Here is a 23,786-nt window from a genome sequence, read left to right as displayed (position 1 = left end):
GCCGGCGGCTGAGGACGACGTGACGCGACGCTCCTGGGTGGCCGGCGCACTGGCGGTCTCGGTCGCTGCCGGCCACGTGCTGTACCCGGTGGGGTTGCACCTGGCGGCGCGGCTGCGGCCGGTGCCCGTGCGGCCCGAGCCCGTCGACTGGCCGCCCCTCACCGTGCTCATCCCGGCGCACCTCGAGGTCGGCGTCATCGCCGCGAAGGTGCGCAACGTCGAGGCGAACGGCTACCCCGGCGAGCTCGAGGTGCTGGTGGTCGCCGACGGCGACCCCGAGACCGCGGCCGTCGCCCGGGCGGCCGGCGCCCGGGTGCTGCTGCTGGAGGAGCGGCACGGCAAGTCGCAGGCGCTGAACAAGGGGGTCCCGGCGGCGTCCCACGAGTTCGTCGTGCTCACCGACGCCAACAACGAGCTGGGCCCGTCGGCCCTGGCCCACCTCGTCGCCGCGCTCTCCGGCGAGGGTGTCGGCGCGGTGGCCGGCGAGAAGCTCGAGGGCTCCGGCGGCGAGCTCGTCTACTGGCGCTTCGAGTCCTGGATCAAGCGCAACGAGGTGCGGATCTGGAGCACGCTGGGGCTCGACGGCGGGCTGTGCGCGGTCCGCAGGTCGGCGTGGCGCCCGATCCCGCCGGACATCTCCAACGACGACTTCTGGGTGGCCCTGGACCTGATGGAGCGGGGTCTGCGGGTCACCTACGAGCCGCGCGCGGTGGTCAGCGAGGAGTCCATCGGCACGCTGGGGATGTCGTGGGAGCGCCGGACCCGCGTGCTGGGTGGCGGCCTGTGGGTGATGTGGCGCAAGCGCCGGCTGCTGGACCCGCGCCGCGGCTTCCTCAGCGCCCAGGTGTGGGGGCACAAGCTCTGGCGCTCGACGATCGGACCGCTCAGCCACGTCGCGCTGCTAGGACTCGCGCTGGGGTCGCTGCGCACGAGCCGGGTCGCGCGGCTGTTCGTCGCCGGGCACGTCGCCGCCGCCGCCGCGCTGCCCGCCCAGGAGGCCGGCATCCGTCTGCCCCTGCCCCTGCGCATCTCGGCCCAGGTGCTGTACCTGCAGATGGTCGCCCTCGGCGGCCTGGTCCGGTGCCTGCGCGGGGACCGGGTCCTGCAGTGGAAGAAGCCGGCTCGCTGAGCCGTCGCGACGAGCCCGGCGGGGGTCCGAGGGGGCCGGACCGGTCGGGGAAGGGGCGCGCTGTCACCCGGACGGGGGACAGCCACGCCGACGACCTGGGTTCCGCACGCCGGTTGCGGTGGTGCGGATGCCCGATGGGGCATCATCGACGGTCGGTGATCGAGATGAGGGGGCACGGTGACGGAGCAGGCGGCAGGACGCGCCGGCACTTCCCCGGCCGGTCGCTCATCCGCGCGGACGATCACCGGTCGTCACGGAGGTGACCCTGTCGCGCGGTCCATCGGGCGGCGAGGCGGGATGACGACGCGGACCGCGTCGGCACGGCGCCGGGCCGGCCAGGGCGTCCACCCGGGCCGGCGGCGCTGCGTCGCCGTCGACGATGGCGGGCTCCCGGTGGGCCCGGAGGAGTGCCGCTCGGCACCTGACACTTCGAGGGGCCAGTGAAGATCCTCTTTCTGGGCGTCCAGTTCGAGCCCGAGGTCACCGGCGCCGCGCCGCTGAACACCGACCTGTGCCGCTACCTGCAGGACCAGGGGCACGACGTCACGGCGGTCGTGGGCTTCCCGAGCTATCCGCAGTGGGAGGTCTACGAGGGGTACCGCGGCCGCTGGTACGCCGAGGAGGACCACGGCGGCGTGCGCGTGCTCCGGGTGTGGCAGTACGTGCCCCGGACCCCCACCGCCGTCCGGCGGATCCTGTTCGACACGACGGTTGCGGTCACGTCCGTGCTCGCCGCGCTCCGGACCCGCCGTCCGGACGTGATCCTGGCCGTGTCCACGCCGCTGCAGATGGGTCTGAGCGCCGCGGTCCTCGGGACGCTGTGGCGCCGTCCCTTCGTGTTCCACCTGCAGGACCTCCTCCCCGAGAGCGCGACCGAGGTCGGCATGGTGAACAACCGGCGGGTGGTGGGCCTGATCCACCGGCTCGCCGACGCCATCTACTCCCGGGCGGCCAGGGTCTCGACCATCGGGCACGGCATCCTCGACGCGCTGCGCCGCCGGGGGGTGCCCGAGGAGAAGCTCGCCTACCTGCCCAACTGGGTGGACCTCGACCGCTTCCCCGTGGCCTCCGACGAGCAGGGCCGCGCCTGGCGCGCCCGGCACGGCATCGGGGCCGACCAGTTCGTGGTGATGTACATCGGGAGCTTCGGCTTCAAGCAGGACATGGTCACCGTCGTCCGCGCCGCCGCCCACCTGACCGACCGGCCCGACGTCCAGGTCGTGCTCGTCGGCGACGGCGCCGACCACCCCCGGGTGCGCGAGGTGGCCGCCGACCTCGACCTGCCGAACCTCCGGCTCCTGCCGGTGCAGCCGAGCGGCGACCTCCCGGCGATGTCGGCGGCGGCCGACGTGTTCGTGCTGCACCAGAAGCGCGAGGTCGTCGACATGGTGGTCCCGTCGAAACTGCTCACCTACGGCGCCGCGGGCAAGCCGATCGTCCTGGCCGGTCACCCGGACAGCCAGGGTGCCCGCCTGGTGTCGGAGGCGGACGCCGGCCCCGTGGTCGAGCCCGAGTCGCCCCGCGCCCTGGCCGAGGCGATCGGCGCCCTGCACGACGACCCGGCCGCCCGCCGGCGGTGCGGGGCGAACGCCCGCCGGTTCGTCGCGGCGAACTTCGACCGGTCGCAGGTGCTGCCGCAGCTGGCCGAGGTCGTGACCGGCGCCGCCGGCGCCGCTCCGCCGCGGGCGTGCCCGCTGGCCGGGAACCAGGCGGCCGTATGAGCCGGCTGCAGGCCCCGGACCTCCTGCGGGGGCTGCGCCGGCACTGGCTGGTGGTCCTGCTGGTGGTCGCGCTGGGCGCCGCGGCCGGCACGGCGATCAGCCTCGCGGTGCCCGACCGGTACCGCGCCGAGGCGCAGGTCGAGCTCCTGCACGACACCCGCCTCGACGTCCTCCAGGACCAGCCGGCCGACACCTACGAGACCGTCGACGAGGCCAACCGGCGGATGGCGTCCGCGGCGCGGGCGGCCCTGGCCGACGACGTCGCCCGGCGGACCGCCGACCAGGTGGGCACCTCACCGCGGGCCGTCCGGCAGGACGTCGAGGTGGAACCGCTCGCCGGGACCAACGTGCTGGTCTTCTCCGCCGAGGGTCAGAACCCGTCGTCCGCTGCCCGGCTCGCCCAGGCGGCCGCCCAGTCGTTCATCGTGGTCAGCCGGGACACGGGGACCGAGCAGCTGCTCGACGCCGCCCTGGAGTACGACACGCAGGCCAACGAGGTCCTGGCCGAGGCCGGTGCCACCGCTCCGGAGGAGGCGGACGAGGTCGCGATCGAGCTGTACAGCCGCGCCTACGAGCTCCGCATGCGAGCCGCGGTGTACGAGGGCGCCGGGAAGGTGATCCGGGCCGCCGACCCGGGCAGCGCCATCGCGCCGCCGGGACCCCTGCGGGGCGCGGGACTCGGGCTCGCCGCCGGCGTCCTGGCGGGAGTGGCGGTCGCCCTGCTGCTCTCCACCCGCCGGCGCCCCGAACCCGCGGCCGAGGAGCCGCCAGCCGCCCGGGCCGTTCCGGACCCCGCATGACCGCCGTCGCCGGCGCACGCCCGGGCCGGCAGCAACGGGCGCGCGCCCTGCTGCGCGACCACCTCGACTTCGGCCCGCGGCCCTCCCGCGCGGTGCTGCTGGCCCTCGCCGGCGCGCTGGCCGTCCAGCGCATCGCGGTGCCGGGCACGCAGCTTCCGCTGCTGGTGCCGCTGGTGTACGTGGCCGTCGCGATCGGTCTGCACCGCCGGGTGCTCTCGTTCGACGTGGCCCGGCTGCGGCTGTTCCTGGTGGCGGCGGTGCTGGTCGTGGCCAGCACCCTCGTCGCCGTCCTCCGCGGGCTGGCGCCCTCGGTGTCCTCCGCGCTGCTCGTCCTCGGCGTCTACGCCTGCGGCACGCTCGTGCTGACCGCGCCGACCTGGACCGGCCACCGCGCCCTGCTCGGCGGCTACGTGCGGGTGATGTCGGCCTTCGCCGGGTCCGGTGCGGTGCTGTTCGCGCTGCAGTGGGCGGGCCTGGCCTACTCGGACTGGCTGGCGGCCGTCCTGCCCGACCGGATGCTGCTGTCGGGCTACTACACCACCAACGCGCTGTTCTACGGCTCCCCCTACCAGCGGGCCAACGGCCTGGTGTTCCTGGAGCCGTCCTTCTTCTCGCTGTTCTGCGGGCTGGGGCTGGCCGCCGGCCTGTACCTGCGCGTCGGGCTGGTCCCCCTGGGGGTCCTGGCCGCCGGGCTGATCACGTCGGTGTCCGGCAACGGGATGGTGGTCGCCACCGCGGCGGTCGTCGTCCTCGTGGGGACCCGCCAGTGGCGGTCGCTGCGACCGCTGGTCGTGCCGGGGGTCCTCGTCGCGGTCGTGATGGTCGCCTTCGGCCTGGGGCCGATCCTGGCCACCCGGCTCACCGAGGTGACCCGGAGCGACTCCAGCGCGAGCTTCCGCTTCGTCCAGCCCTACGGCGTCTTCGCCGACCACCTGGTGCAGTCGGTGCCCACCCTGCTGCTCGGGCAGGGCGCCGGCACCGCCGACACCCTGGCGTCCCAGGTGCGCACCGACCTGGTTGCGCCGATCATCCCGAAGGTCGTCTACGAGTACGGGCTGGTCACCGCCGTGGTGCTGCTGGCCATGCTGGTGTCGATGACGCTGAGCCGGGTCCCGACCTGGGTCGTGGGGGCGGGCCTGGCGCTGGTCTACTGGGTGATCAACCCGTCGCTGCTCGTGCCGCTGGTGCCCTTCACGGTGTTCACGTTCATGACGTTGTGGGCGCCGCTGCGCAGCCCGGACGGCGGCGGCCGGCCGCCACCCGTGCTCACGTGACGTCAGGATCCCCGGCTAGGTGGCGGCGATGTCGGTCGCCGATCCGCGGAGCTCGCTGTCCAGGTGCCGCCGGAAGTCGTGGGCGATGGCCAGCCGCTCGTGGAGCCACCCGAGCCGGTCCTCGATGAGGATCCGGTAGCCCTCCAGCGTCTCCCGGGCGGTGGCCCGCTCCGCGGGCGGTGCGCCCTCGTCCCGGACCAGGTCTAGCGACGCCAGGACGGCGCGCATCTCCTCGAGGGTGAAGTCGAGCGGCTTCATCTTCATGATGAGCCGGAGGCGGTCGACGTCGACCTCCGAGTAGAGCCGGTGGCCACCCTTCGTCCGCGCCGACGGCACGGCCAGCCCCATCTCCTCGTAGTACCGGATGGTCCGGAAGCTCAGTCCGATGCGCTCGGCGACCTCACCGATGGACGACATTGCTCCGGACATCAACGCACCGCTCTCTGCGAGCGCGTAGCGGCTCGCGGGGCTCACCAGGACCGGCCTCATCCTAGAGGCGGGCGGGCACGGCCCGCCGCCGCTCGAACCGGCCCACCCAGCGGGCGTCCTTCTGCCGCAGGGACGGCGCCTCGACCAGGTGCCAGGAGGCCAGCGCGCAGACCCCGGCGCCCACCAGACTCAGGACGACGAACGGCACGGTGCCCAGGGCGGCCAGCCCGGCCAGCACCAGCAGCTGCTGCACCGGCCAGTGGTAGATGTAGACGCCGTAGGACAGGTCGGTCCGCGGCGACCACGTCAGCGGAGCGCGGACGGCCGTCCAGACGAGGAGGTACGCCAGGGCCGGCCCGCCGACCGCCTGGTAGTCCTCCAGCGTCAGCAGCGCCACCACCAGCAGCACGGCCGAGAGCGCGGCCAGCCACCAGGCGATCGGCAGCCGGTCGGCGGACAGCCACGCCGCGGCCCCGAGGGCGAACAGGAAGGAGAAGCGCAGCAGGAGCGGCAGCAACGTCCCGGGGACGGCCAGCAGACCGAGGTGCATCGCCGCCAGCGCGGCCCAGAGGGCGACGAGCCCGAGCCCGAGGTACCGACGCCGGAGCTGGAGCAGCCCGCAGACACCGGCCAGGCCGAGGAGCGCGTAGCAGACGGCCTCGAAGACCAGCGTCCACAGCGCGCCGTTGAACACCCCCGCGCTGTGCACGTCGTCCGGCAGGCCGGCGATGTCGTACTGCTGCATCAGCAGCGCGGCGTTGCGGGTCACGTAGGCCGTCGCCGACCGGTCGCCCTCGAAGGCGGCCATCGGGTTCCCCCGCTGCACCAGGGCCACCACCGGAGCGGCCACGACGGCGGTGACGGCCAGGCAGGCCCAGAAGCCCGGCATGATCCGCAGGAACCGGTGCCAGGTGAACCGCGGGAAGGACCGCAACGACAGGTAGCTGCGGGCCACCAGCAGGCCGCTGATCACGAAGAAGCCGTCGACGGCGAGCTCCCCCAGCTCCGTGCCCCCCAGTTGCACGTCCCGGCCGAACCCGTTGGTCAGCGCGTGCGTCACCGCGACGACCGCGGCCAGCCCGAGGCGCAGGACCGACAGGCTGTTGCGTCGCGGGTCGAAGACGCCGGCCAGCGATGTGCTCGGGTGCGACGCGGATCGGGGGGTGAGCACCCATCGAGCATGCCAGAACCTCCCGCTGCGGGAGATTTCATTGACCTGTGAGAGTGAACGCGGCCGTCCGGCTACGTGCGGTCGGACACCTTCCGCAGCCAGATGCTCGAGTGGGACAGCATCGTCGGCGCGGACGGCGGCCGCACGGCCGTCGGCAGGGCACGGGTGAGCGCGGCGAGGTGCCGGTCGGCGAGGAACGCGGCGTACCAGTGGATCTCAAAGGCCGGGTTGTACATCAGGAAGGCCCGGAGGAGGTACGCCTCGTTCCACGCCTTGCCCTGCTCCAGCCAGGTCCTCGGGTACTCGAACGGCCACGGGATGTCGTGGAAGTGCACCAGCACACCCGGAGCCAGCGCCGGCAGCACGCGGAAGAAGAGGTGCAGGACGTCGCTGTCCACCTTCGCGACGTGGCTGGAGTCCACGAACAGGACGTCGCCGTCCTCGAGCTCGGTGAACACGTCCAGCCCGACGTCCTGCAGAGCCGCCCGGACGATGGTGCACCGCTTCGCGTCGGTGTCCCGCAGCAGGCCCTCCAGCCGCTCCGGGTGCGGCTCAATGAACGTCAGCTCCAGGTCACCGCCGAAGAAGCGGTCGTCGAGGTCGAGCATGGCCGCGGACGAGAACCCCGAGCCCACCTCCACGATCCGCCGCGGCCGCTGCGACCGCAGGATCGAGTAGAGAGCGACGCAGTCACCGTAGGAGAACCAGTCGTTGTCCAGGTGGTAGCGGAACCCGGGCGTCGGCCGGTCCGGGAAGGGCAGCTCGTCGTGGAACCGGGCGAACTCCTCCAGCCGCTGGAGCTGGGCGCGCTCGGCGAGGTCGACACCGGGGAGCGGGTCGCCGTCGTCGGCGCACGGCGGGTCGAAGACCCGCTCCGCGTTGCGCCGGACCTCGGCCAGGTCGGGGATCGGCGAGTAGTAGTGCCCCGGCGGCGCGAAGCGCAGGAACAGCTTGTTGCGCGAGCTCAGCACCCGCAGGACCGCCGGCCAGGAGGCCGCCTCCCGGCACGCCATCAGCGCGCGGTGTGGCAGCCGCCGCTTCAGCCCCGCGATGACACCGTCGTCCATGCGCTCCCCCGCCCGGGTCGACCCCGTCCCCGGCACGTCGCCGGGCGCTCCCGGGTCCATGTGACCACGGGGGCTGCCGGGTCCGGGCGTGCGGCTGACCAGGCGTCACCCGGTCGAGCGGGGCTCGACGGTCCGGGGCGTCACCAGAGGCGGCTGTAGGTCTCCGCCGAGTGCGGGACCTTGGTGTCGGGGAACACCGCGAACCCGTTGTCGTCCTGGACCTCGTTGAAGAAGATCTCGTAGAGCACCTGGCCGGGGCCGCTGCCGGCGTTCGCGTTCAGGAACCCGTACATCTGCTCCATCCAGGTGCTGGAGTCGCCGTGCGGCGCGTAGACCCCCCACTCGCTCAGCGCGAGGGGCAGCCCGACGCTGCGGGCGAACTCCAGGAAGCGCTGCGGGCCGCGGGGCCCGCCGTAGGCGTTGAAGTCCAGCGAGCGGTGCCGGAACCCGTCGACGGTGTCGGTGAAGAACCAGCTGTTGTAGTAGGTCGTCGAGATCACGTCGGCCTGGCCCGGGCCTGGGAACGCCTCGCGCCAGTCCATCCCGAACTCGTCCATGGTCTCCGAGTTGGGGGAGAACACCAGCTTCGCGGTCGGGAAGTGCTGCTGCTGCAGCGCGCGGAAACGCTGCCAGGCGGTCTTGAAGTCGCCGAGCGAGTCGGGGGTGACCGACCAGGAGTACCAGTCGCCGTTGAACTCGTGCGCGAAGCGCAGGTACAGCGTGCCGGGGCGGCCGGCCCACAGCCGGGCCGCCTCCTGCAGCGACTGGGTCCACCGCGCGTCGTAGGCGCCCTGCGCCGCCTCCGCCCAGGTCTCCCCGTCGTCGATCGCGCCGATGGCGACCTCGAGGTCACCGGTCCAGTTCCGGTACTCACCGTGCAGCGGCCACAGCTCCAGCTGCCCGGCGGCGGTGTTGGCCCAGGTGCCGGCTATGGGCACCGGGGACCCCCGCCAGGCGGCGAACGAGCCGTCCGGGACGCCCGCGCCGGACGCCCCGGCTCCCCAGCGGGGCGCGCCACCCGCCGCCACCGAGAGCGCCTGCGTGGTGACCGGGCAGCCGCCGGCTGCGGTGTCCTCGCCCGAGACCGCCCACACCGCCGCCGAGTAGGTGCCCTCGGCCAGGTCGAGCGGAACGGTGAAGGTGCCGTCGTCGGCGACCTCCGCCGTGGAGCCCGTGGAGATCTCAGCGCCGCCCGCGTCCCGGACGCTCCAGAGGACGGTGCTGTCGCCGGTGGTGGTCGTGCCGGCCAGCGTCACCGGCCCCGCGCCCAGCACCGCGTCCGCAGCGGGGGCGGTCACGGTGACGGCCGGGAGGCACGCGGCGGCCACGGCGTCGCCGCTCCCCGCCCCGCACCCGGTCACGACGAGCAGGGTGCCGACCGTCGAGGCGACCACGCCCCGGACAGCGGGACGGTCGCGCAGCCGCCTCGTCCGGCGTCGAGCCGGCCGGTTGCCGAAGGTCATCCCACGTTCCCCCATCCCCTGTGCACATCCCACCGCGGCCACCAGCCGCCGTCGGGCACGGGGTCCGATGATGGCCGGTCGCCACGGCGCCGTACACCCCGGGTGCCAGACTCCGGCCCATGGTGCACTCCCGGGCCCGGCTGACCGACACCGATCTCGCGGCCCTCACCCGGTACGCCTTCGGGCTCACCGCCGCACCCCCGGACCTGCCGGCGGCGGACGAGCTGGAGGACGCCGAGGGGGTGCTGGTGGCGACCCGGGGCGAGGGCGCGCCGGTCGTCCGGGAGATCCCCCGCTGGCGCCCACCGGCCGCCGTGCGCGCGGAGACCCCCGGCTGGGCGGTCTGGATCGGGATGCCGCCGGAGGAACCGGGCAGGCTCCCGGCCAGGGTGCTCGCGCTGCTCCCCGCGGCGGGCACGTCCCCGGACTCGGCGGCGGTCTCCGCGGCGGCCGCGGCGTGGGGCTCGGTGCGGGCCCAGGGCACGGAGGTGGTCGTCGTCCCGGTGCCGGTGACCGCCACGGCACCCGAGGTCGGCTGGCCGGAGCTCGCCGCCGCCTACGGCTCGGAGCTGCTCGGCGCCCGCGTGCTGCCCGCCGTCCCGCGCACGGGCGGCCTCGCGGTGGTGTTCACCGGGCTCTCCGGCGCGGGGAAGTCGACCATCGCCGGCCGGCTGGTGGAGCTGCTGCTGGAGTCCGGCCGCACGGTGACCCTGCTGGACGGCGACGTGGTGCGCACCCACCTGTCCGCCGGGCTCGGCTTCTCCCGGGCCGACCGGGACACCAACGTGCGGCGCATCGGCTGGGTGGCCGCGCAGATCGCCAAGCACGGCGGCATCGCGGTGTGCGCGCCGATCGCGCCGTACGCGGCGACCCGCGCGGAGGCCCGCCGGCTGGTCGAGGAGGCCGCCGGGCCCGGCTCGTTCGTGCTCGTCCACGTCGCCACGCCGCTCGACGAGTGCGAGGCCCGGGACCGGAAGGGCCTGTACGCGAAGGCCCGCCGCGGGGAGATCGCCGAGTTCACCGGGATCAGCGACCCCTACGAGGAGCCGACCGACGCCGAGATCGTGATCGACACCCGCACGTCCGGGATCGACGAGAGCGCGCACCTGGTGCTGGCGGAGCTGCGCAGGATGTGACGAACGGTCACCGGACCGCAATCCCGTCCTCCGCCCGTCGCGCCGGCCGGCCGGGCGGCAGCCCCTAGCGTGGCGGGCATGTCAGCTCCCGGGAACAGCACGGTCCTGCCCGAGCAGTCGCGCGCCGACGTCCTCGCCGACGCGCTGCAGTCGGCCTTCGCCGCCCAGTGCGCCGGCCACCAGCGCCGCCCGCTGCCCACCCCGCGTCCGGAGCCGACTCCGGTCTGATCCGCCCCGCCGGGTACGGTGCCGCCGTGGTCCGCTGGCTGGGTGCGCTGCTCGTGGCGCTGGTGCTGACGGGCTTCGCCCTGCTGCTGCTGTCCGGCCAGTACTTCCGGGACGGCCCGGTGGTGGCGAAGGTGACCGAGGACCACGGCATCCACCGCGGCGACATCGGGATCGTCTCCGTCTGGGGACTCGGGATGATCGGCCTGGGCCTCACCCTGTCCCACCACCGTCCGTACGACGGGAGCCGGTGACCGCTCAGGAGCGGGAACGGCCGGGCAGCGCGGCGGGCGCGTCGACCGTCTCGGCGTCCGCCCGGCGGCGGAGCGCCCAGTCGGCGGGCAGCACCAGTCGCGGCGCGACCCCGACGAGCACGGCCGTCAGGACGGCGACCGCTCCGCCGGCCTCGACGCTCTCCTCGACGAAGGTGGCGCTCGCCTGCCAGAAGTCGGCGGCACCCGCCCGCGCCAGCAGTGACGAGCCGCCGGAGAGACCGACCGCGGCCACCGCGTAGATGCCGAAGGCGGTGAGCACCCGGCGCCGGTCGCGGCGCTCGGTCCGGCTGAGCCACCACAGCAGGGAGAGGACGGCACCGACGACGACGGCGCTGCCCAGGGTGGCGATCACCGGGTCGTCGGCCACGCCCAGCGTCTCGAGCGCGCGGACGTGCACGGTCCCGCCCGCCTTCACCTCGGAGACGACCGCCGCCACGACGCCGACCGCGATCCACCAGGGCCGGCGGCCGGTGGCCCGGGCGGCGCCCAGGAAGGCGGACACGGCCGCGACCGCGAAGACGGCGGCGACGAACATGCGCGGAACGGACAGCGGCAGGTCCATGGACCACAGCCGGGCCGCACCCCGCTCGTTGCCGGTCGCCCGGATCACGAAGCCGACGGCCTGCAGCGTGACGCCGGTGAGCAGCAGCCCGACGGCGATCGGCGGGATGGGGATGCGGCGGCGCCGCCTACGACCGGCCGGCTCGGGTGGGGGTGCCGCCGTGGCGACGACGATGCCCCGCCGCGAACGGTCGAGGCGCTCGGCCGAGCGCAGGCCGAGCCCGACCAGCGGCGCCAGCACGACAGCCAGCCCAGTCCACCCGATCAGCGTCCAACCCCACCACGGCATGTCGATCCCATCGGTACGTCGGCGGGAGAACTTGAGCCCGGCCGGGAACGCACCGACCCTGGCACGCGCCGATCACCCCTCCGGGGAGGGTGATCGCGAACGGGGACGGTTCGTCCCAGCCTCCCCACCTGCCCCGTCAGAGGGTCTCCGCGAGGGCTCCCAGCAGGTCGTCGGCGAGCTCGGGGCGGCAGACCAGCAGGTCGGGTGACCACGGGCTGGGCTGGTTGTAGCGCAGCGGCGAGCCGTCGAGCCGGCTCGTGTGCAGCCCCGCGGCCCGGGCCACGGCCACCGGCGCCGCCGAGTCCCACTCGTACTGGCCGCCGCCGTGCACGTAGGCATCGGCCTGGCCGCGGACCACCGCCATGGCCTTGACCCCCGCCGAGCCCAGCGGCACGAGCTCCCCGCGCAGCCGGGTGGCGAGCTCGGCGACCAGCACCGGAGGACGGCTGCGGCTCACCACCAGCCGGATCGGCCCGTCCGCACGGGGCGCCGGGGACGGCGGCGCGGGAGTCGCGAAGGTGACCGACTCGGCGGGCAGGGCGACCGCGCCGGCGACCAGCTCGCCCCGCTCCCAGAGCGCGACGTGCACCGCCCAGTCGGCACGGCCGGGCTCGGAGAACTCCCGGGTGCCGTCGAGCGGGTCGACGATCCAGACCCGGTCGGCGGACAGCCGGGCGGGGTCGTCGGCGCCCTCCTCGGAGAGGACGGCGTCGTCCGGCCGCTGACGCGCGAGCTCGTCGACCAGGAAGCGGTGGGACTCGGTGTCGCCGGCGGCCTTGCGGGCGGCGGCATCGGGCAGGTCGCGCTGCCGCACCTGCAGCAGCAGCCTCCCGGCCTCGCTCGCGAGCGAGGCGGCGAGGGCGTGGTCGGCGGCGGTCATGGGGGCTCCCGTCAGCTGAGGAGCCCCCATCCTCACGGTGCCTCCCCGAGCGGTCGCCGCCGGGAGTGGCCGGGCGTGCCGGTGTCCCCCGGACCGGCGACGGCAGGACGGGACTGCCGCTCGTTCGGGTGAGGCACCCCCCGGCGGCGCCGGGCCGGACGCCCGGCCGCGCCTACCGTCGGTCCCCGATCACCGTGGACCAGGGGGCAGCAGATGGATGGCGTCGACATCGACGACCGGACGGCGCCGCAGTCGCCGGTCCCGGTCCAGCCGGACGGCGACAGGCAGCGGCGGCGCGGACTGCGCCGGGCACTGCTGGGCCTCGGCGTCCTGGCGCTCGTCCTCGCGCTCGGCCTGGGGAGCGGCATCTGGGTGCTGAGCTCCCGGTACGGCGGGAACGTCGACCGGCTCGGCGACGTCTTCGCCGGCCTGGACGAGGCCTCCCGGCCCGCTCCGCCGACCCCGGCCGCCGCGGCGCCGGCGGATCCGGTGACGTTCCTGCTCGTCGGCTCGGACACCCGGTCGGAGGTCGCGCCGGGCGAGCTGCCCGACGCCCGCTCCGACGCGATCATGATCGCCCGCGTCTCGGCCGACCGGGCGCACGTCCAGGTGGTCTCGATCCCGCGTGACTCGTGGGTGGCCATCCCCGGGCACGGCATGAACAAGATCAACGCGGCCTACGCCTACGGCGGCCCGACGCTGCTCATCGAGACGGTCGAGCAGCTCACCGACGTCCGGATCGACCACTACGCCGCGATCGACTTCGGCGGGCTGGCCCGGGTGACCGACGAGCTCGGCGGGGTGGACGTCGTGGTGGACGCGACCACGTCCAACGGGCCGTACACGTTCGACGCCGGGGTCAACCACCTCGACGGCGACCGGGCCCGCTGGTACGTGGGGCAGCGGTACGGACTGCCCGGAGGGGACTTCGACCGGGTGCGGCGCCAGCAGAACTACCTGCGGGCGATGACCGGGAAGCTGTTCAGCCAGGGCGCGTTCGGGTCCCTGGGCGGGCTGGACTCCACCGTCCTCGCGGTGACCGGCGTGGTCGCGGTGGACGACGGGCTCAGCGACACCGACGTGCTGTCCCTGGCCTACTCGCTGCGCGGGCTCCGCGCGGACGGCCTCGCCTTCTTCACCGCCCCGGTGCGCGGCACCGGGACCGAGGGCGCGGCCAGCGTGGTCTACCTCGACGCGGCCCGGGGCGCCCGCATGTGGGCCCACCTGCACACCGACTCCCTGGGCCGGCACACCGACGAGTTCGCCGACGAGGCGCTGCCGGCCGTGCCGAACTGACCGACCCGTGACGCCGCGCCGCTCAGCCGGCGCGGCGCGGCAGGGCCCGGTGGGTCCAGCCGGCGCCCTCGCGACCGGAACGCCTCACCCGGCTCCCACCTCGCCGTGCGCCGCCTTCCACGCGGCGACGGCCGCGGTCCACACGCCCGGGTCGGTGACGACCCGGATCCCGGCCGCCCACGCGGGGTACTCGGCGCCCCCGCCGAGCCACACGAGCGTGGAGGGGGTGTCCGGGCAGCCGGAGTCGTCCACGACGGTGCCCGGCGGGAACGCCATGGCGTCCGTGCCGTTCAGGGACACCGCGTCGACCATGAACGTCGAGCACTTGATCACGACCCGGTTGCCCGACTCGGACCACTTGAACAAGGCGTTCGCCCCCATCACGACCTTCCCGTCCTCGCGGTGGGGGGTCTGGTACAGCCCGATCAGCATGTGATCGAGGACCAGGGTCTCCGACTCCGGGGTCTGCCATGACCGATCGCGAGACGGCCGCTCCGAGATGCCGGTGTTGCACTGCTCCCAGAGGTTGTCGTAGAGCACACCTCCGACGGTGTAGTCGTTCTCCATGCAGTCGTCGCGGATGCGGGTGAGGTGCGTACCCGAGATGAAGAACTGGGTGTCGTTGGCGTTGACCGACGACTCCTGCGGCTTGATGCCGTCCTCGACGTTGTCGCAACGGAATCCGTGGACCTGGATCCAGCCGCGGGCGATGATCTTCAGACAGGCAGCGTTGTACTTGTCGTGGTAGTGGTCCCACGTCTTGTCGTCGTCGGCCTGACCGTGGACGACTCCCCCGATGACGCACGTGCGCGCAGCGGGGCGGTCCGTGCCGACCGCGAACACCGACTCGGTCGCCGGATAGGCGGTCGACGTGACGCCGGTCAGGTCGAAGGTGGCGTCATCGGGCGGCGAGTCCTCCACCCACTGGACCCTGAGCCGCGTCACCGCCTCGGCACTCACGTTGCGGCCCGAGCCGATGCACGACTGCCCGCTGGGCATCGGACCGCCGGCCGAGAGGCCCGGGATGGGCTCCGGGGTGCCGGTCGATGCCGGTGGAGCGCTGCCTGACGCGACTCCGTCCTCGCCCGGCTCACCGGTGGAGGACTGGCAGGCGCAGAGGAGGAGGAGGACCACCGCAGCCAGGCCCGCGCGCGCCCGCGACGCCGGTCGTCGCCGAAGGGCCCGCATGCGCACCAGTCCCGGGGTGGAGAGCGCGGTCCGCAGCAACGTAACGGATCTTCCCGCCGAGCGGAACGAGGGCGCCCACCTGCCGACGAGGCCTGCCGGTGCGGACGGCGGGCCACCGTCGGCGATCGGGGCCGCCGCCTGCACGCGGGGATCGACGACCGCTGTGCACGGCGACCGAGCAGGCAGGATGTGTCCACTCCGCGCGACCCAGGGGGCAGGGACATGAGCACTGCGCACAGCGGGGGCGATCCCGCGACCGACGAGATCTCCCCACCGCTGGAGCTGGTCGTGGACCTGTGCAGCCGCCTGCGTGCAGCCGGGGTCTCCTACTGCCACTGGAAGAGCAACGACGTCCTGCACCTCTCGGCATCGGGCGACAACGACCTCGACCTGCTGGTCGACCGGCGGGACCTGCAGACGTTCCTGGGCGTGCTCGTCGCGGCTGGGTTCAAGCAGGCCCAGCCGAAGCCCCGCCGCCGGGTCCCTGGTGTCCTGCACTACTACGGGTACGACGCCGCCTCGGGGAAGCTGGTCCACGTCGACGCCCAGGCCCACCTGGTGCTCGGCGACGACACGACGAAGAACGTCCGCGTGCCGATGGAGCGCGCCTACCTCGCGTCCTGCACCGAGGGGTCGCTGTTCCCCGTGCCCGCCCCCGAGTACGAACTCGCGGTGCTGGTGCTCCGCCTCGCCCTCAAGCACGGGACCTGGGACGCCGCGGCCTTCGGGCTGGCGTCGCCGACCTCCGGTGAGCGGCGGGAGCTGCGCCACCTGCAGGCCGCCGTCGACGAGGACCAGCTGCGGGAGGTCGTCGAGACGCATCTGCCGCAGATCGGCTGGCGGGACTGGTCGGCGCACCACCGGGCCCTGCTCGAGGACGCGGGCCTGGCACGGCGGCTCAGCACCGGACGGCGCGTCGTCGCCGGGGTGGCGGAGCTGATGCGTCGTCCCGCGGCGGCGGACACCGCGCTGCGGTGCTGGCGGCGCGTCGAGTGGGGGACCCGCCACTACGTGCTGGGGCAGCGCAACACCAAGCGACTGACGGCCGGGGGGAGTCTCATCGCCGTCGTCGGCGGGGACGGTGCGGGCAAGTCCACCATGGTCACGGGGCTGTCCGAATGGCTCAACGGCCCCCTCGACACCCGGGTGGTCCACCTGGGCAAGCCGCCCCGCGGCCCGGTGAACCTGGCGGTCAAGGGCAGCATCGTCGCTGCGCGGCGCGCCGGGCTGATCCGCGACTGGCTGCCCAACTACCCCGCCCCGGAAGCGCTCGGCGAGCACGTCCCCGGCCGGACCTGGCTGCTGTGGCAGTTGGTCACGGCCTCGGACCGTCGACGTCAGCACCGCCGGGCCCGCGCCGCGGCAGCACGGGGAGACCTCGTCGTGTGCGACCGCTTCCCCCTCCCCCAGGTCACGCTCATGGACGGCTCACGCACGAGATGGGTCCCGCTCGAGCGGCTGTCCCCCGTCGACCGCTGGCTGGTGGCGGCCGAACAGCGCTGCTACGCCGCGATGGCCGACCCGGACCTGCTCGTGGTCCTCCGCGTGGACCCGGACACCGCGGTTGCCCGGAAGCAGGGCGTCGATCCCGCCGACTTCGTCCGGCCACGCTCGGCGGAGGTGTTCGCGGCCGACTGGAGCGGCACCCGGGCCGCCGTGCTCGACGCGTCCAGGCCGGCGGAGGACGTGATGGCCGAGGCGCGGGCGCTCGTCTGGGCGAACCTGTGAGCCCTCCGGCCCGGCCGGCCCCGGGACGGACGAGGGGGTACACCGTCGAGTTGGCCGGCGTACCCGGATCCGGGAAGAGCCGCCTGGCCCGGACGCTGACCAGGGAGCTCGGCCGTCGCGGCGTTGCTGTCCACCTGCCGCAGGCACCGCTCGGACCGGACGTACCGGCCGCCCTGAGACTCGGCCGGAAGGCGGTGGCCGCCGGCCTCGCCGGGTCGGCCGACCCCATGGGTGCCGGTCGTGTCCTGCGGGCGATCGTGCGTTCGGGGCAGCCCGGGCGCGTGGACCTGGCCGCCCGAGCGGTCCAGTGGCTGGTGGCCCAGCACGTCACCACCCGTGCCGGTGCACGGAGCGACGTGAGCCTCGTCGACGAGGGCGTGGTCCAGGCCCTCTGGTCGATCGGTCTCCGGGGGGACGTGGAGCCGGTCCTGGCTGCCGTGGGGACCCGTCGCCCCGTCCCACCGGCGGACCTGCTGGTCGTCGCTTCCGTGTCACCGGAGCTCGCCCTGGAACGGCTGACCGCACGGCGGTCGCAGCACAGCCGGACGCAGTCCCTGACGACCACCGAGATGTCGGAAGAACTGCGGCGGGGTGTCCGCCTCCTGGACCGACTCGTCGACTGGTGGACGACCGCGCCGGGGGGACCGCACGAGGTCTTCGTCGTCACGGGCACCGAGGAGACGTCGGACGACCGCGACCGGCTCCTGCAGCACGTGCTGGCCGCCCGGTCCCGCCACGTGCAGTCCTGCGGCTCGAGCCCGCCGCCGGAGCATCGTCCCGTCCTCGGATCCGGCAGCCGGGTCCAGGTCCTACGCTCTGGACCGCCGATGAGGGGAGCGCAGGTGCAGGTGGACGATCGGCATCGCCCCGACGTCGGGCCGCCGGCGCTCCCCCTCGCCCTGCACGTGTGCACGCGCTACCAGCGGGGCGGGTCCGAGCGGCGGGTGCAGGACCTCATCCGTGCCCTCCCGGACCTACGCCACCACCTGGTCCTCGGTGCCGAGTCCGACGTCGATCTGGCCCGGGAGCAGACGGGGGCCGACCAGGTCTGGATCCTGCCCACGCTGGTGCGGCAGGTCGTCCCGCGGAGGGACGCGGCCGCGCTGCTCTCGCTCTGGCGGCTGCTCCGCCGAGGGCGGTACGCGGTGGTCGTGACACACCAGTCGAAGGCCGGCGTGCTGGCCAGGACGGCAGCGGCTGCCCGTGGCGGGCCGCCCACCGTGCACTCGCTGTCGATGGCCAGCTTCGGTCCGGGGTACGGGCGCGCCGAGAACCTGCTGTTCCCGCGCCTGGAGCGCGCGTTGGGCAGACGGACGACGGCGTACTGCGTCGTCGGGAACGACCTCGCGCAGCGCTTCGCGGAGGTGGGGGTCCCCCCCGACCGGCTGCACGTGGTCCGATCGGGCGTGCCGCTGCCCGCTGAGGTGCCGCCGCGTGACCAGGCACGGCGCCGGCTGGACGAGCGCTACGGCACGGTGCCGGGGCGACCGTTGATCTGCTACGTCGGCAGCCTGGAGCAGCGCAAGAACCCGCTGCTCCTCCCTCGACTGCTGCGCCGGCTGCACGACCGGCTGCCCGGTCCACCCGGCCTGCTCGTCGTCGGGGACGGCCCCGAGCGCGGCCGGCTGGAGGACGAGCTGCGCGCCCAGGACCTCCAGGGCAGCGTCGTGCTCACCGGGTACCTGTCCGATCCGGCACGTGTCCACGAGGCCCTGCGGGGCTCGGACGTCGTCGTGCTGATGAGCGAGGCGGAGGGCCTGCCCCAGGTGCTGGTGCAGGCGGCGGCGGTGGGGACGCCGTTCGTCGCGTTCGACGTCGAAGGGGTCCGGGAGGTCCTGGCGCTCGGCGCGGCCGGCTCGGTGGTCCCCCTCGGCAGTGTCGAGGAGGCCGCCGACGAGGTGGCGCGCTGGCTGGGAGCGGCCGAGCGCGAGCCGCAGGCAGACCTGTCCAGCTGGACACGCGAGTCGATCACGGCCTCGTACCGGTCCGTCGTCGTCGGCGCGCTCACCGGCCACCGGGAGGCCGCGAGCTCCCGACGACCCGGGCGCCCCTCGGACTAGGCCAGGCCCCATCCGTCGAAGTCCTCGGGCATGTGGCGCCGCAGCCGCGCGACGTCCTCCGCGAGCACGTCGGCCAGCTGCGCCCGCAGCGCCGGGCTGAGGACCGCGCCGTCGGGGTCGGGCCCGTCCTCGGAGACCCCGACCCCCTGCGCCGTCCCCGCTGACCGCCGGGTCATCAACGAGTCCACGACCTCCTTGGCACGCTTGGCCTGAGGCACGTGGCGCTTGGCCAAGCGGCGGGCCCACCAGACGATCGGCGGATAGGACCTGCGCTGCGCGGTGCGGTAGAACTCCTTGTCGAGCCCGGGTGGGATCCGGTCGGGGTCCACCCCGAGGAACTCGTAGACCTGCTGGACGGTGGCAGACCTGTCGGACCGCATCCTCTCCGAGGTCGTGATGAGGACCTGCTCCCGGGGGAAGTGGTCCAGATAGCGCTCCACCTGCATGCCGTACCTGCTGGTCGCGAGGTAGATCGGGTTCTCGAGGAGCGCGACCTCGGGCGGCGCCTGCTCGGCACCGCTCTTGACCCGGTGCTGGTAGTGGGAGCGCAACCGCTCGATCGGATCACGCACGACGTACACCAGCTTGACGTGGGGCAGCACGGAGGCGATGCGCTCCGGGACGCCGGCGTACTCCGGGAACTTCGTGTAGAGGGTTGAGGCCTCGCCCCGGGCGAGGGCACCCCCTGCTCCGTTGAACTGCTGCCGGTACCAGTCCAAGCCGCGTGACCAGTTCGACTCGGTGACGAAGAAGTCGAGCTCCTTGATCCGCGACATGAACACCTGCTCGTGGTTCTTCAGGTAGTGGTAGAGGCTCGTCGTACCCGCCTTCATCGCCCCGATCACGAGGAACGTCGGCAGGTCCGCCGAGATCCCTTCCTCGGGCGTCGTCGCCGCGAACTGGCTCATCGCCCCGACTCCAGCAGCCCGGCCAGGGCTCGCACCGGTCGCCGTCGGTCGCGTGCCGGCGCACGGACGACCGCGAGCACCGCCACCGCCGCCGCGTAGGCGAGGGTCCCGGCCACCGCTGAGACCGGCCATGGCGCCGCGGGGGTAGCCAGGATCACCGTCGCCATCGGTGCACAGGCCAGCAGCGGCCAGGCGTGGGCGCGGAACAGCTCCGACCGTCCGGTGGCCCGGCGCAGGATCAGCGCGTAGGCGATCAGCACCCCCGTCTCGCAGATCACCGTTGTCATGGCGGCTCCCAGGTAGGACCAGCGGGGGATGAAGTAGGCGTTCAACCCGATGTTGAGCACTGCGGCGCCGAGGACGGCGATCGTCCGGGACCGCTGCCGATCAGTGGCGGCGAGGGACAAGCTCATCGTGTTGCCCGCCATGCGGATCGGGATGACCAGGATCAGCAACTGGTAGGTCAGGACGGCCGGGGCGAAGCCGGCTCCGTAGAGGAACTCGATCGTCCGGGGGGCCAGCAGCAGCGAGCCGCACGTGACCGGTGCGGCGATGATCGCGATCAACCGGAGGGAGACGTCCCGCAGGCGGCGGAACTCGTCCGGCCGGCCGGGCCAGGCCCGGCCCATGCGCGGGTACAGCGCCCTGTTGACGCTGCGCGCGACGACGTTGAAGTACAGCACCAGGTTGGTGGCTGCCTGGTAGAGGCCGACCGAGGCGGGCCCCTTCCAGATGCCGAGCATCACCGAGTCGAACCGGGCATAGGTCAGCGTCAGGGTGTCGCTGACCGCGAACGGCGTGCACTGGCGGACGGTGGCCAGGAACGCGCCGCGCTCCGCGCGCGGCCAGGTGGGCCCGCCGAGCCGGTGACCGACGAGCAGCCATCCCCCCAGTGCGCCCAGCGCGCGGGATCCGGTGAACACGCCGAGTGCGGCGACCGGGCCGCCGTCCGCGGCCAGGACGGCGGCTGTGCCGGCCAGGTACGCCGTCTCCTGCACACCGGTGACGAAGGTCTCGACGTCCATGCGCTCCCAGGCCCAGAAGGCCGCGAACTGCACGCGCGCGATGCCGTCGAAGGCCATGCCCAGGGCCGCGATGCCCACGGTCAGCGCCGTCTCCCGGGACGCGCCCACCGCCATCGCACCGCCGGTGAGCAGGCAGACGAAGGCCGCACCGAAGACGACGGCGAGCAGGGTGCCCTTCTCCACCCAGCGGCGGGCGTCCTCCGGCCGCCGGGCCACCTCCCGAGCGAGGAGTGCGGGCACTCCGTAGAAGAAGGGGAGCAGGGAGGTCAGGGTCAGCGCGAACTGCACGACACCCAGGTCGTGGGGGCCGCCGGCCCGGGCGAGGAGGACGACGACCCCGATCCCGGAGACGGCGCGGAATGCGAACGACAGCAGCTGCGCCGTCGAGTTCGATGCGACCCCTCGTCGGCGTGGGTGGGGCTGCCGAGGACTCGTGGCCTGCAGGTCAGCGGACACCGGGGACGGCCGTCACGTCGAGCGGACCGGGGCCGACCGACCCCCGTCGAGCGAGCAGCTCCACGGCGGCCACGACGCCCAGGAGGGACCACAGCCAGCGGTAGTGCAGGATCTCGTGGGTCAGCGCCGTGCAGGCGAACGCCAGGCACGCCCCGGCCAGCGCCGCGGGTACCGGGACCGCGGTGTTCAGCCCCGGCGGGAGCCGGACCTTGGCGAAGCGGGCGACACGCAGCCAGATGACCCCGATCAGCCCGATGAGGCTGAGCACCCCGAGCGGGCCCCGTTCCACGAGCGTGGCGAGGTAGTCGTTGTGGGCCTGCTTCACGGTCGTCGCCGTCTCGGCGCCGAGCACGTCCCGGGTGCTCGACGGGCCGACGCCGAGCAGGTTGCCTCGCTGGTAGAGGTCCAGCTGGGAGGAGAAGAGGGACTCGCGCGCCTCCGCACTGCGCGCACCGCGCCCGAGCGAGTTCCGGATGAACTCGTTGTCGCTGTCGGCCGCGGTCGCGAGGACCAGCGGGGCGACCTCGACCACGGCGACCCCGACCACCCCGAACGTGAGCGCCGCGACCGCCGTGACCACCACGACCCCCCGGCGCCGCCAGAGGTACAGGCCGAACGTGGCCCCGCCCCCAACCAGGAGCGAGAGCAGGGCGGCGTTCGAGCCGGTCAGGAACATCGCCGTGACGAGGACGCCGCAGGCCCCGACCCGCGCCCCCAGCGCACGCGGGAAACCGGACGCCACGACGATGAACACAGCGATCATGAAGAAGTTGCCGGCCATGTTCGGGTGGTCGAAGAACAGCCGGGCGCGAGTGGCCGTCTCCGACAGGCCGGCCACGTAGTTCGGGTCGTCGCTCGCGGTGGTCCCCGCCCCGGAGATGGCCCGCTCGTCGATCAGGACGGCGACCACCAGGAGCGCGGCCCAGCCGGTCGCGGTGAGCGCCCAGGCCCGCAGGGCGAACGCGAGGGCCCGCGGCGAGCAGCACACGGTCGCGATGGCGGCACACCAGAGGAGCAGGAAGATCTCCTGCACCACGGACTGCACGCCGCGGATGGGAGCCGGGCCGACCAGTGCGGCGATCAGACCGGCCGTCATCAGCCCGGCCATGGGCAGCACGTACGGCATGCGGACCGCGGCCCGGGCGCGAAGTGCCCACAGGACGGCGGCCACGATCCCGGTCGCCATGACGACGTCGACCGGCCCGAGCCGGCCAGGCCCCTTCGGGTTGACCAGCGCGGCCAGGCCCAGGCCGAGGGCGATCGCGACGAGCACCACGCGACCCGGCCCGCCGGGCGGCTGCCAGCCGTAGCGGTGCCTACCGGCGAACGGGACCAGCGCCCGACCGGCTCCGGGGGCCTCCTCCTGCACGACCATCGCGCCGGCTAGGACGCCGGGGTGCGGGTGGGCGCCGTGTCCCGCTCCACCGCCGACGTCCGGTACTCGGCATCCACCGACTCGACGTCCGGACTCTCCGCGGGCTTGCCGCGGTAGGTGATGACCCCCAGGACCGGCCGCCGGGTCAACTGCAGGTGCCGTTCGAGCGGCGCCAGGTCCGCGACCCGCGTGACCTCCGGCGCGACGACGACGATCCCGTCACGGTCCACCTGCCCGGTCGCCGCCGGCGAGGTCCCGTGCGAGCCCGGTCCCGGGAGGACGAGCGGCCGGACCTGGACACCGTCACGGCCGTCCAGCCAGCGGGCCAGCCCACTCACGTCGGCGGGCGGTCGGCCGACCGGGACCAGCTGCACCGACTGCACGCCGGCCCGCTGCGCGGCGATCGTGATGTACCGGACCAGCCACGGGTCCTCGGCCGGCGGGTCCGCCCCCGGCGCCTCCGTCAGGCGCCCGAGGAGGGGACCCCGCAGGCGCCGGCTCAGTGCGGTCCGGCCCAGTGTCGGCCGCAGCGCCGCGCCGGCTGCGGCGAGACCGATGCCGAGGATGAGACCGAGGAGTCCGCCGACGGCGAGCCGGGCCGGGAGGGCGGAGTCCACCGCCTTGCCCGAGGTCTGCGATGAGTCGACGACCTCCGGGAGCTGGATGGCCGCCAGCGCCTGGTCGATCTCGTGCCGCTGACGCTGCAGGCTGGTGCGCTGGGCCAGCAGGTCCTCGTGCTGCAGGGACAGTGGCGCGGCTGTGAGGTCCGGGACGAACGGCCTGGTCTCGAGGTCGGTGATCTGCGCGTTGAGCTCGTCGATCTGCGCCGTGAGCTCGTCGATCGTCTGCTGCCGGTCCCCGACGAGGTCCTCGCCCCGGACCTGGACGACCCGGCCGGCGAGGGCGTTGGCCAGAGTGGCAGCCACCTGGGGGTCACGGTCGGTGACCGAGACGGCGAGCACGCCCGAGCTCCCCACCGGCTTCACCTCGACGCGGTCCTCGACGGCCCCCTGCGTGCGAGGCACCCCCGCCGCGTCGAGCGCGCCGGCCATCACCTCGGAACTGGTCGCGAGTGCCCCCACGGTGTCCGCGAGGGCCTTGGCCTCCTGGCTGTCGCGGGGGTCCTCGCCGAAGGTCACCCGTGCGGTCGCCACGTACTCGGGCTCCTGGTAACGGTCGAGGACCACCGGGACCGCCGTCCCGACCAGCGTCAGGACGACGATGAGCACCCAGTGGCGGGCGAAGATCTGCCGTGCTGCGTCGTTCAGGTCCACGTCGCCGTCCCATCGTGTCGAACCCTGCCCCGCGTGCAGCCGAGCCGCACCCGGGG

General features: G+C 74.0%; 21 protein-coding genes. 10 read left to right on the top strand and 11 right to left on the bottom strand.

The annotated features are described in order from the left end of the window. The first annotated feature begins 19 nt into the window (after positions 1–19). The 4 genes from HL189_RS03805 (at position 20) to HL189_RS03790 (ending at position 4,924) form a co-directional block, all read left to right on the top strand. Entirely contained in the window at positions 20–1,129 is a 1,110-nt protein-coding gene (locus HL189_RS03805; protein ID WP_369132377.1) for a glycosyltransferase, read from the top strand. Between the two features lie 440 nt (positions 1,130–1,569). Continuing rightward, positions 1,570–2,850: a glycosyltransferase family 4 protein gene (locus tag HL189_RS03800; protein ID WP_369132376.1), complete on the top strand. Its 1,281-nt coding sequence runs from the start codon at positions 1,570–1,572 to the stop codon at positions 2,848–2,850. Next, positions 2,847–3,650, top strand: coding sequence for a Wzz/FepE/Etk N-terminal domain-containing protein (locus tag HL189_RS03795; RefSeq protein WP_369132375.1), 804 nt, complete (start codon positions 2,847–2,849; stop codon positions 3,648–3,650). Before HL189_RS03800 ends, HL189_RS03795 begins: the two co-directional genes overlap by 4 nt. Next, the gene (locus tag HL189_RS03790; RefSeq protein ID WP_369132374.1) at positions 3,647–4,924 is read left to right on the top strand and encodes a hypothetical protein; all 1,278 of its coding nucleotides are present in this window, start codon (positions 3,647–3,649) and stop codon (positions 4,922–4,924) included. Before HL189_RS03795 ends, HL189_RS03790 begins: the two co-directional genes overlap by 4 nt. Positions 4,925–4,939: 15 nt before the next feature. Here HL189_RS03790 and HL189_RS03785 read toward each other — a convergent pair whose 3' ends face one another. From HL189_RS03785 to HL189_RS03770, 4 genes are all read right to left on the bottom strand, one after another. Then, on the bottom strand, positions 4,940–5,398 hold the full coding sequence (locus HL189_RS03785) for a MerR family transcriptional regulator (protein WP_369132373.1): 459 nt from the start codon (positions 5,396–5,398) through the stop codon (positions 4,940–4,942). Between the two features lie 16 nt (positions 5,399–5,414). Next, positions 5,415–6,524, bottom strand: coding sequence for an acyltransferase family protein (locus tag HL189_RS03780; protein ID WP_369132372.1), 1,110 nt, complete (start codon positions 6,522–6,524; stop codon positions 5,415–5,417). A gap of 71 nt (positions 6,525–6,595) precedes the next feature. Then, positions 6,596–7,591, bottom strand: a complete 996-nt coding sequence (locus HL189_RS03775) for a class I SAM-dependent methyltransferase (RefSeq protein WP_369132371.1) — start codon at positions 7,589–7,591, stop codon at positions 6,596–6,598. A 140-nt stretch (positions 7,592–7,731) separates the two neighbouring features. After that, a complete protein-coding gene (locus HL189_RS03770) occupies positions 7,732–9,054 on the bottom strand; it encodes a hypothetical protein (RefSeq protein ID WP_369132370.1) in 1,323 nt (440 codons plus the stop codon). A gap of 119 nt (positions 9,055–9,173) precedes the next feature. Between HL189_RS03770 and cysC the strand changes: the two genes are divergently transcribed. From cysC to HL189_RS03755, 3 genes are all read left to right on the top strand, one after another. Continuing rightward, the gene (cysC, locus tag HL189_RS03765; RefSeq protein ID WP_369132369.1) at positions 9,174–10,190 is read left to right on the top strand and encodes an adenylyl-sulfate kinase; all 1,017 of its coding nucleotides are present in this window, start codon (positions 9,174–9,176) and stop codon (positions 10,188–10,190) included. Between the two features lie 78 nt (positions 10,191–10,268). Continuing rightward, on the top strand, positions 10,269–10,418 hold the full coding sequence (locus HL189_RS03760) for a hypothetical protein (RefSeq protein WP_369132368.1): 150 nt from the start codon (positions 10,269–10,271) through the stop codon (positions 10,416–10,418). A 26-nt stretch (positions 10,419–10,444) separates the two neighbouring features. Next, a complete protein-coding gene (locus tag HL189_RS03755) occupies positions 10,445–10,669 on the top strand; it encodes a hypothetical protein (protein ID WP_369132367.1) in 225 nt (74 codons plus the stop codon). 4 nt (positions 10,670–10,673) lie between these two features. Here the strand turns inward: HL189_RS03755 and HL189_RS03750 are convergent, their stop codons facing one another. After that, a complete protein-coding gene (locus HL189_RS03750; protein WP_369132366.1) occupies positions 10,674–11,540 on the bottom strand; it encodes a hypothetical protein in 867 nt (288 codons plus the stop codon). 136 nt (positions 11,541–11,676) lie between these two features. Continuing rightward, positions 11,677–12,420 carry a 3'(2'),5'-bisphosphate nucleotidase CysQ gene (locus tag HL189_RS03745; protein WP_369132365.1) on the bottom strand — a complete coding sequence of 248 codons (744 nt, stop codon included), beginning with the start codon at positions 12,418–12,420 and terminating at the stop codon, positions 11,677–11,679. Positions 12,421–12,633: 213 nt separating this feature from the next. Here HL189_RS03745 and HL189_RS03740 point away from each other — a divergent pair, with 213 nt between their 5' ends. Next, positions 12,634–13,716, top strand: a complete 1,083-nt coding sequence (locus HL189_RS03740; RefSeq protein ID WP_369132364.1) for an LCP family protein — start codon at positions 12,634–12,636, stop codon at positions 13,714–13,716. Positions 13,717–13,800: 84 nt separating this feature from the next. On the opposite strand, the gene HL189_RS03735 is transcribed toward HL189_RS03740, so the two are convergent. After that, positions 13,801–14,661: a hypothetical protein gene (locus HL189_RS03735; RefSeq protein ID WP_369132363.1), complete on the bottom strand. Its 861-nt coding sequence runs from the start codon at positions 14,659–14,661 to the stop codon at positions 13,801–13,803. A 465-nt stretch (positions 14,662–15,126) separates the two neighbouring features. Between HL189_RS03735 and HL189_RS03730 the strand changes: the two genes are divergently transcribed. Together HL189_RS03730 and HL189_RS03725 are read left to right on the top strand one after the other, a co-directional pair. Continuing rightward, positions 15,127–16,632 carry a hypothetical protein gene (locus tag HL189_RS03730; RefSeq protein WP_369132362.1) on the top strand — a complete coding sequence of 502 codons (1,506 nt, stop codon included), beginning with the start codon at positions 15,127–15,129 and terminating at the stop codon, positions 16,630–16,632. A gap of 281 nt (positions 16,633–16,913) precedes the next feature. After that, positions 16,914–18,692 (top strand): glycosyltransferase family 4 protein, encoded by a 1,779-nt coding sequence (locus HL189_RS03725; protein WP_369132361.1) that lies wholly within the window; start codon positions 16,914–16,916, stop codon positions 18,690–18,692. On the opposite strand, the gene HL189_RS03720 is transcribed toward HL189_RS03725, so the two are convergent. From HL189_RS03720 to HL189_RS03705, 4 genes are read right to left on the bottom strand one after another with little or no spacing between them, the layout of a single operon-like run. Beyond that, a complete protein-coding gene (locus tag HL189_RS03720) occupies positions 18,689–19,600 on the bottom strand; it encodes a sulfotransferase domain-containing protein (protein WP_369132360.1) in 912 nt (303 codons plus the stop codon). The genes HL189_RS03725 and HL189_RS03720 overlap by 4 nt on opposite strands. Further along, the gene (locus HL189_RS03715; protein ID WP_369132359.1) at positions 19,597–21,081 is read right to left on the bottom strand and encodes a flippase; all 1,485 of its coding nucleotides are present in this window, start codon (positions 21,079–21,081) and stop codon (positions 19,597–19,599) included. The genes HL189_RS03720 and HL189_RS03715 overlap by 4 nt, the downstream gene beginning before the upstream one ends. Then, positions 21,071–22,456, bottom strand: coding sequence for an O-antigen ligase family protein (locus HL189_RS03710; RefSeq protein ID WP_369132358.1), 1,386 nt, complete (start codon positions 22,454–22,456; stop codon positions 21,071–21,073). Before HL189_RS03710 ends, HL189_RS03715 begins: the two co-directional genes overlap by 11 nt. Before the next feature lie 8 nt (positions 22,457–22,464). Continuing rightward, positions 22,465–23,730, bottom strand: coding sequence for a hypothetical protein (locus HL189_RS03705; RefSeq protein WP_369132357.1), 1,266 nt, complete (start codon positions 23,728–23,730; stop codon positions 22,465–22,467). Between the last annotated feature and the right edge of the window lie 56 nt (positions 23,731–23,786).

Origin of the sequence: Modestobacter sp. I12A-02662 (assembly GCF_041028325.1) — a bacterium.
Classification (GTDB): domain Bacteria; phylum Actinomycetota; class Actinomycetes; order Mycobacteriales; family Geodermatophilaceae; genus Modestobacter.
Note: the sequence above shows the minus strand (reverse complement) of the source record. Positions and strands in the feature narration are given on the sequence as shown.

Bases quoted from the DNA above. Each gene is read 5' to 3' on its own strand.
- HL189_RS03795 (WP_369132375.1), top strand. From the start codon at position 2,847: ATGAGCCGGCTGCAGGCCCCGGACCTCCTGCGGGGGCTGCGCCGGCAC.
- HL189_RS03790 (WP_369132374.1), top strand. From the start codon at position 3,647: ATGACCGCCGTCGCCGGCGCACGCCCGGGCCGGCAGCAACGGGCGCGC.
- HL189_RS03775 (WP_369132371.1), bottom strand. From the start codon at position 7,591: ATGGACGACGGTGTCATCGCGGGGCTGAAGCGGCGGCTGCCACACCGC.
- HL189_RS03770 (WP_369132370.1), bottom strand. From the start codon at position 9,054: ATGACCTTCGGCAACCGGCCGGCTCGACGCCGGACGAGGCGGCTGCGC.
- cysC (WP_369132369.1), top strand. From the start codon at position 9,174: ATGGTGCACTCCCGGGCCCGGCTGACCGACACCGATCTCGCGGCCCTC.
- HL189_RS03760 (WP_369132368.1), top strand. From the start codon at position 10,269: ATGTCAGCTCCCGGGAACAGCACGGTCCTGCCCGAGCAGTCGCGCGCC.
- HL189_RS03750 (WP_369132366.1), bottom strand. From the start codon at position 11,540: ATGCCGTGGTGGGGTTGGACGCTGATCGGGTGGACTGGGCTGGCTGTC.
- HL189_RS03745 (WP_369132365.1), bottom strand. From the start codon at position 12,420: ATGACCGCCGCCGACCACGCCCTCGCCGCCTCGCTCGCGAGCGAGGCC.
- HL189_RS03740 (WP_369132364.1), top strand. From the start codon at position 12,634: ATGGATGGCGTCGACATCGACGACCGGACGGCGCCGCAGTCGCCGGTC.
- HL189_RS03730 (WP_369132362.1), top strand. From the start codon at position 15,127: ATGAGCACTGCGCACAGCGGGGGCGATCCCGCGACCGACGAGATCTCC.
- HL189_RS03720 (WP_369132360.1), bottom strand. From the start codon at position 19,600: ATGAGCCAGTTCGCGGCGACGACGCCCGAGGAAGGGATCTCGGCGGAC.
- HL189_RS03710 (WP_369132358.1), bottom strand. From the start codon at position 22,456: ATGGTCGTGCAGGAGGAGGCCCCCGGAGCCGGTCGGGCGCTGGTCCCG.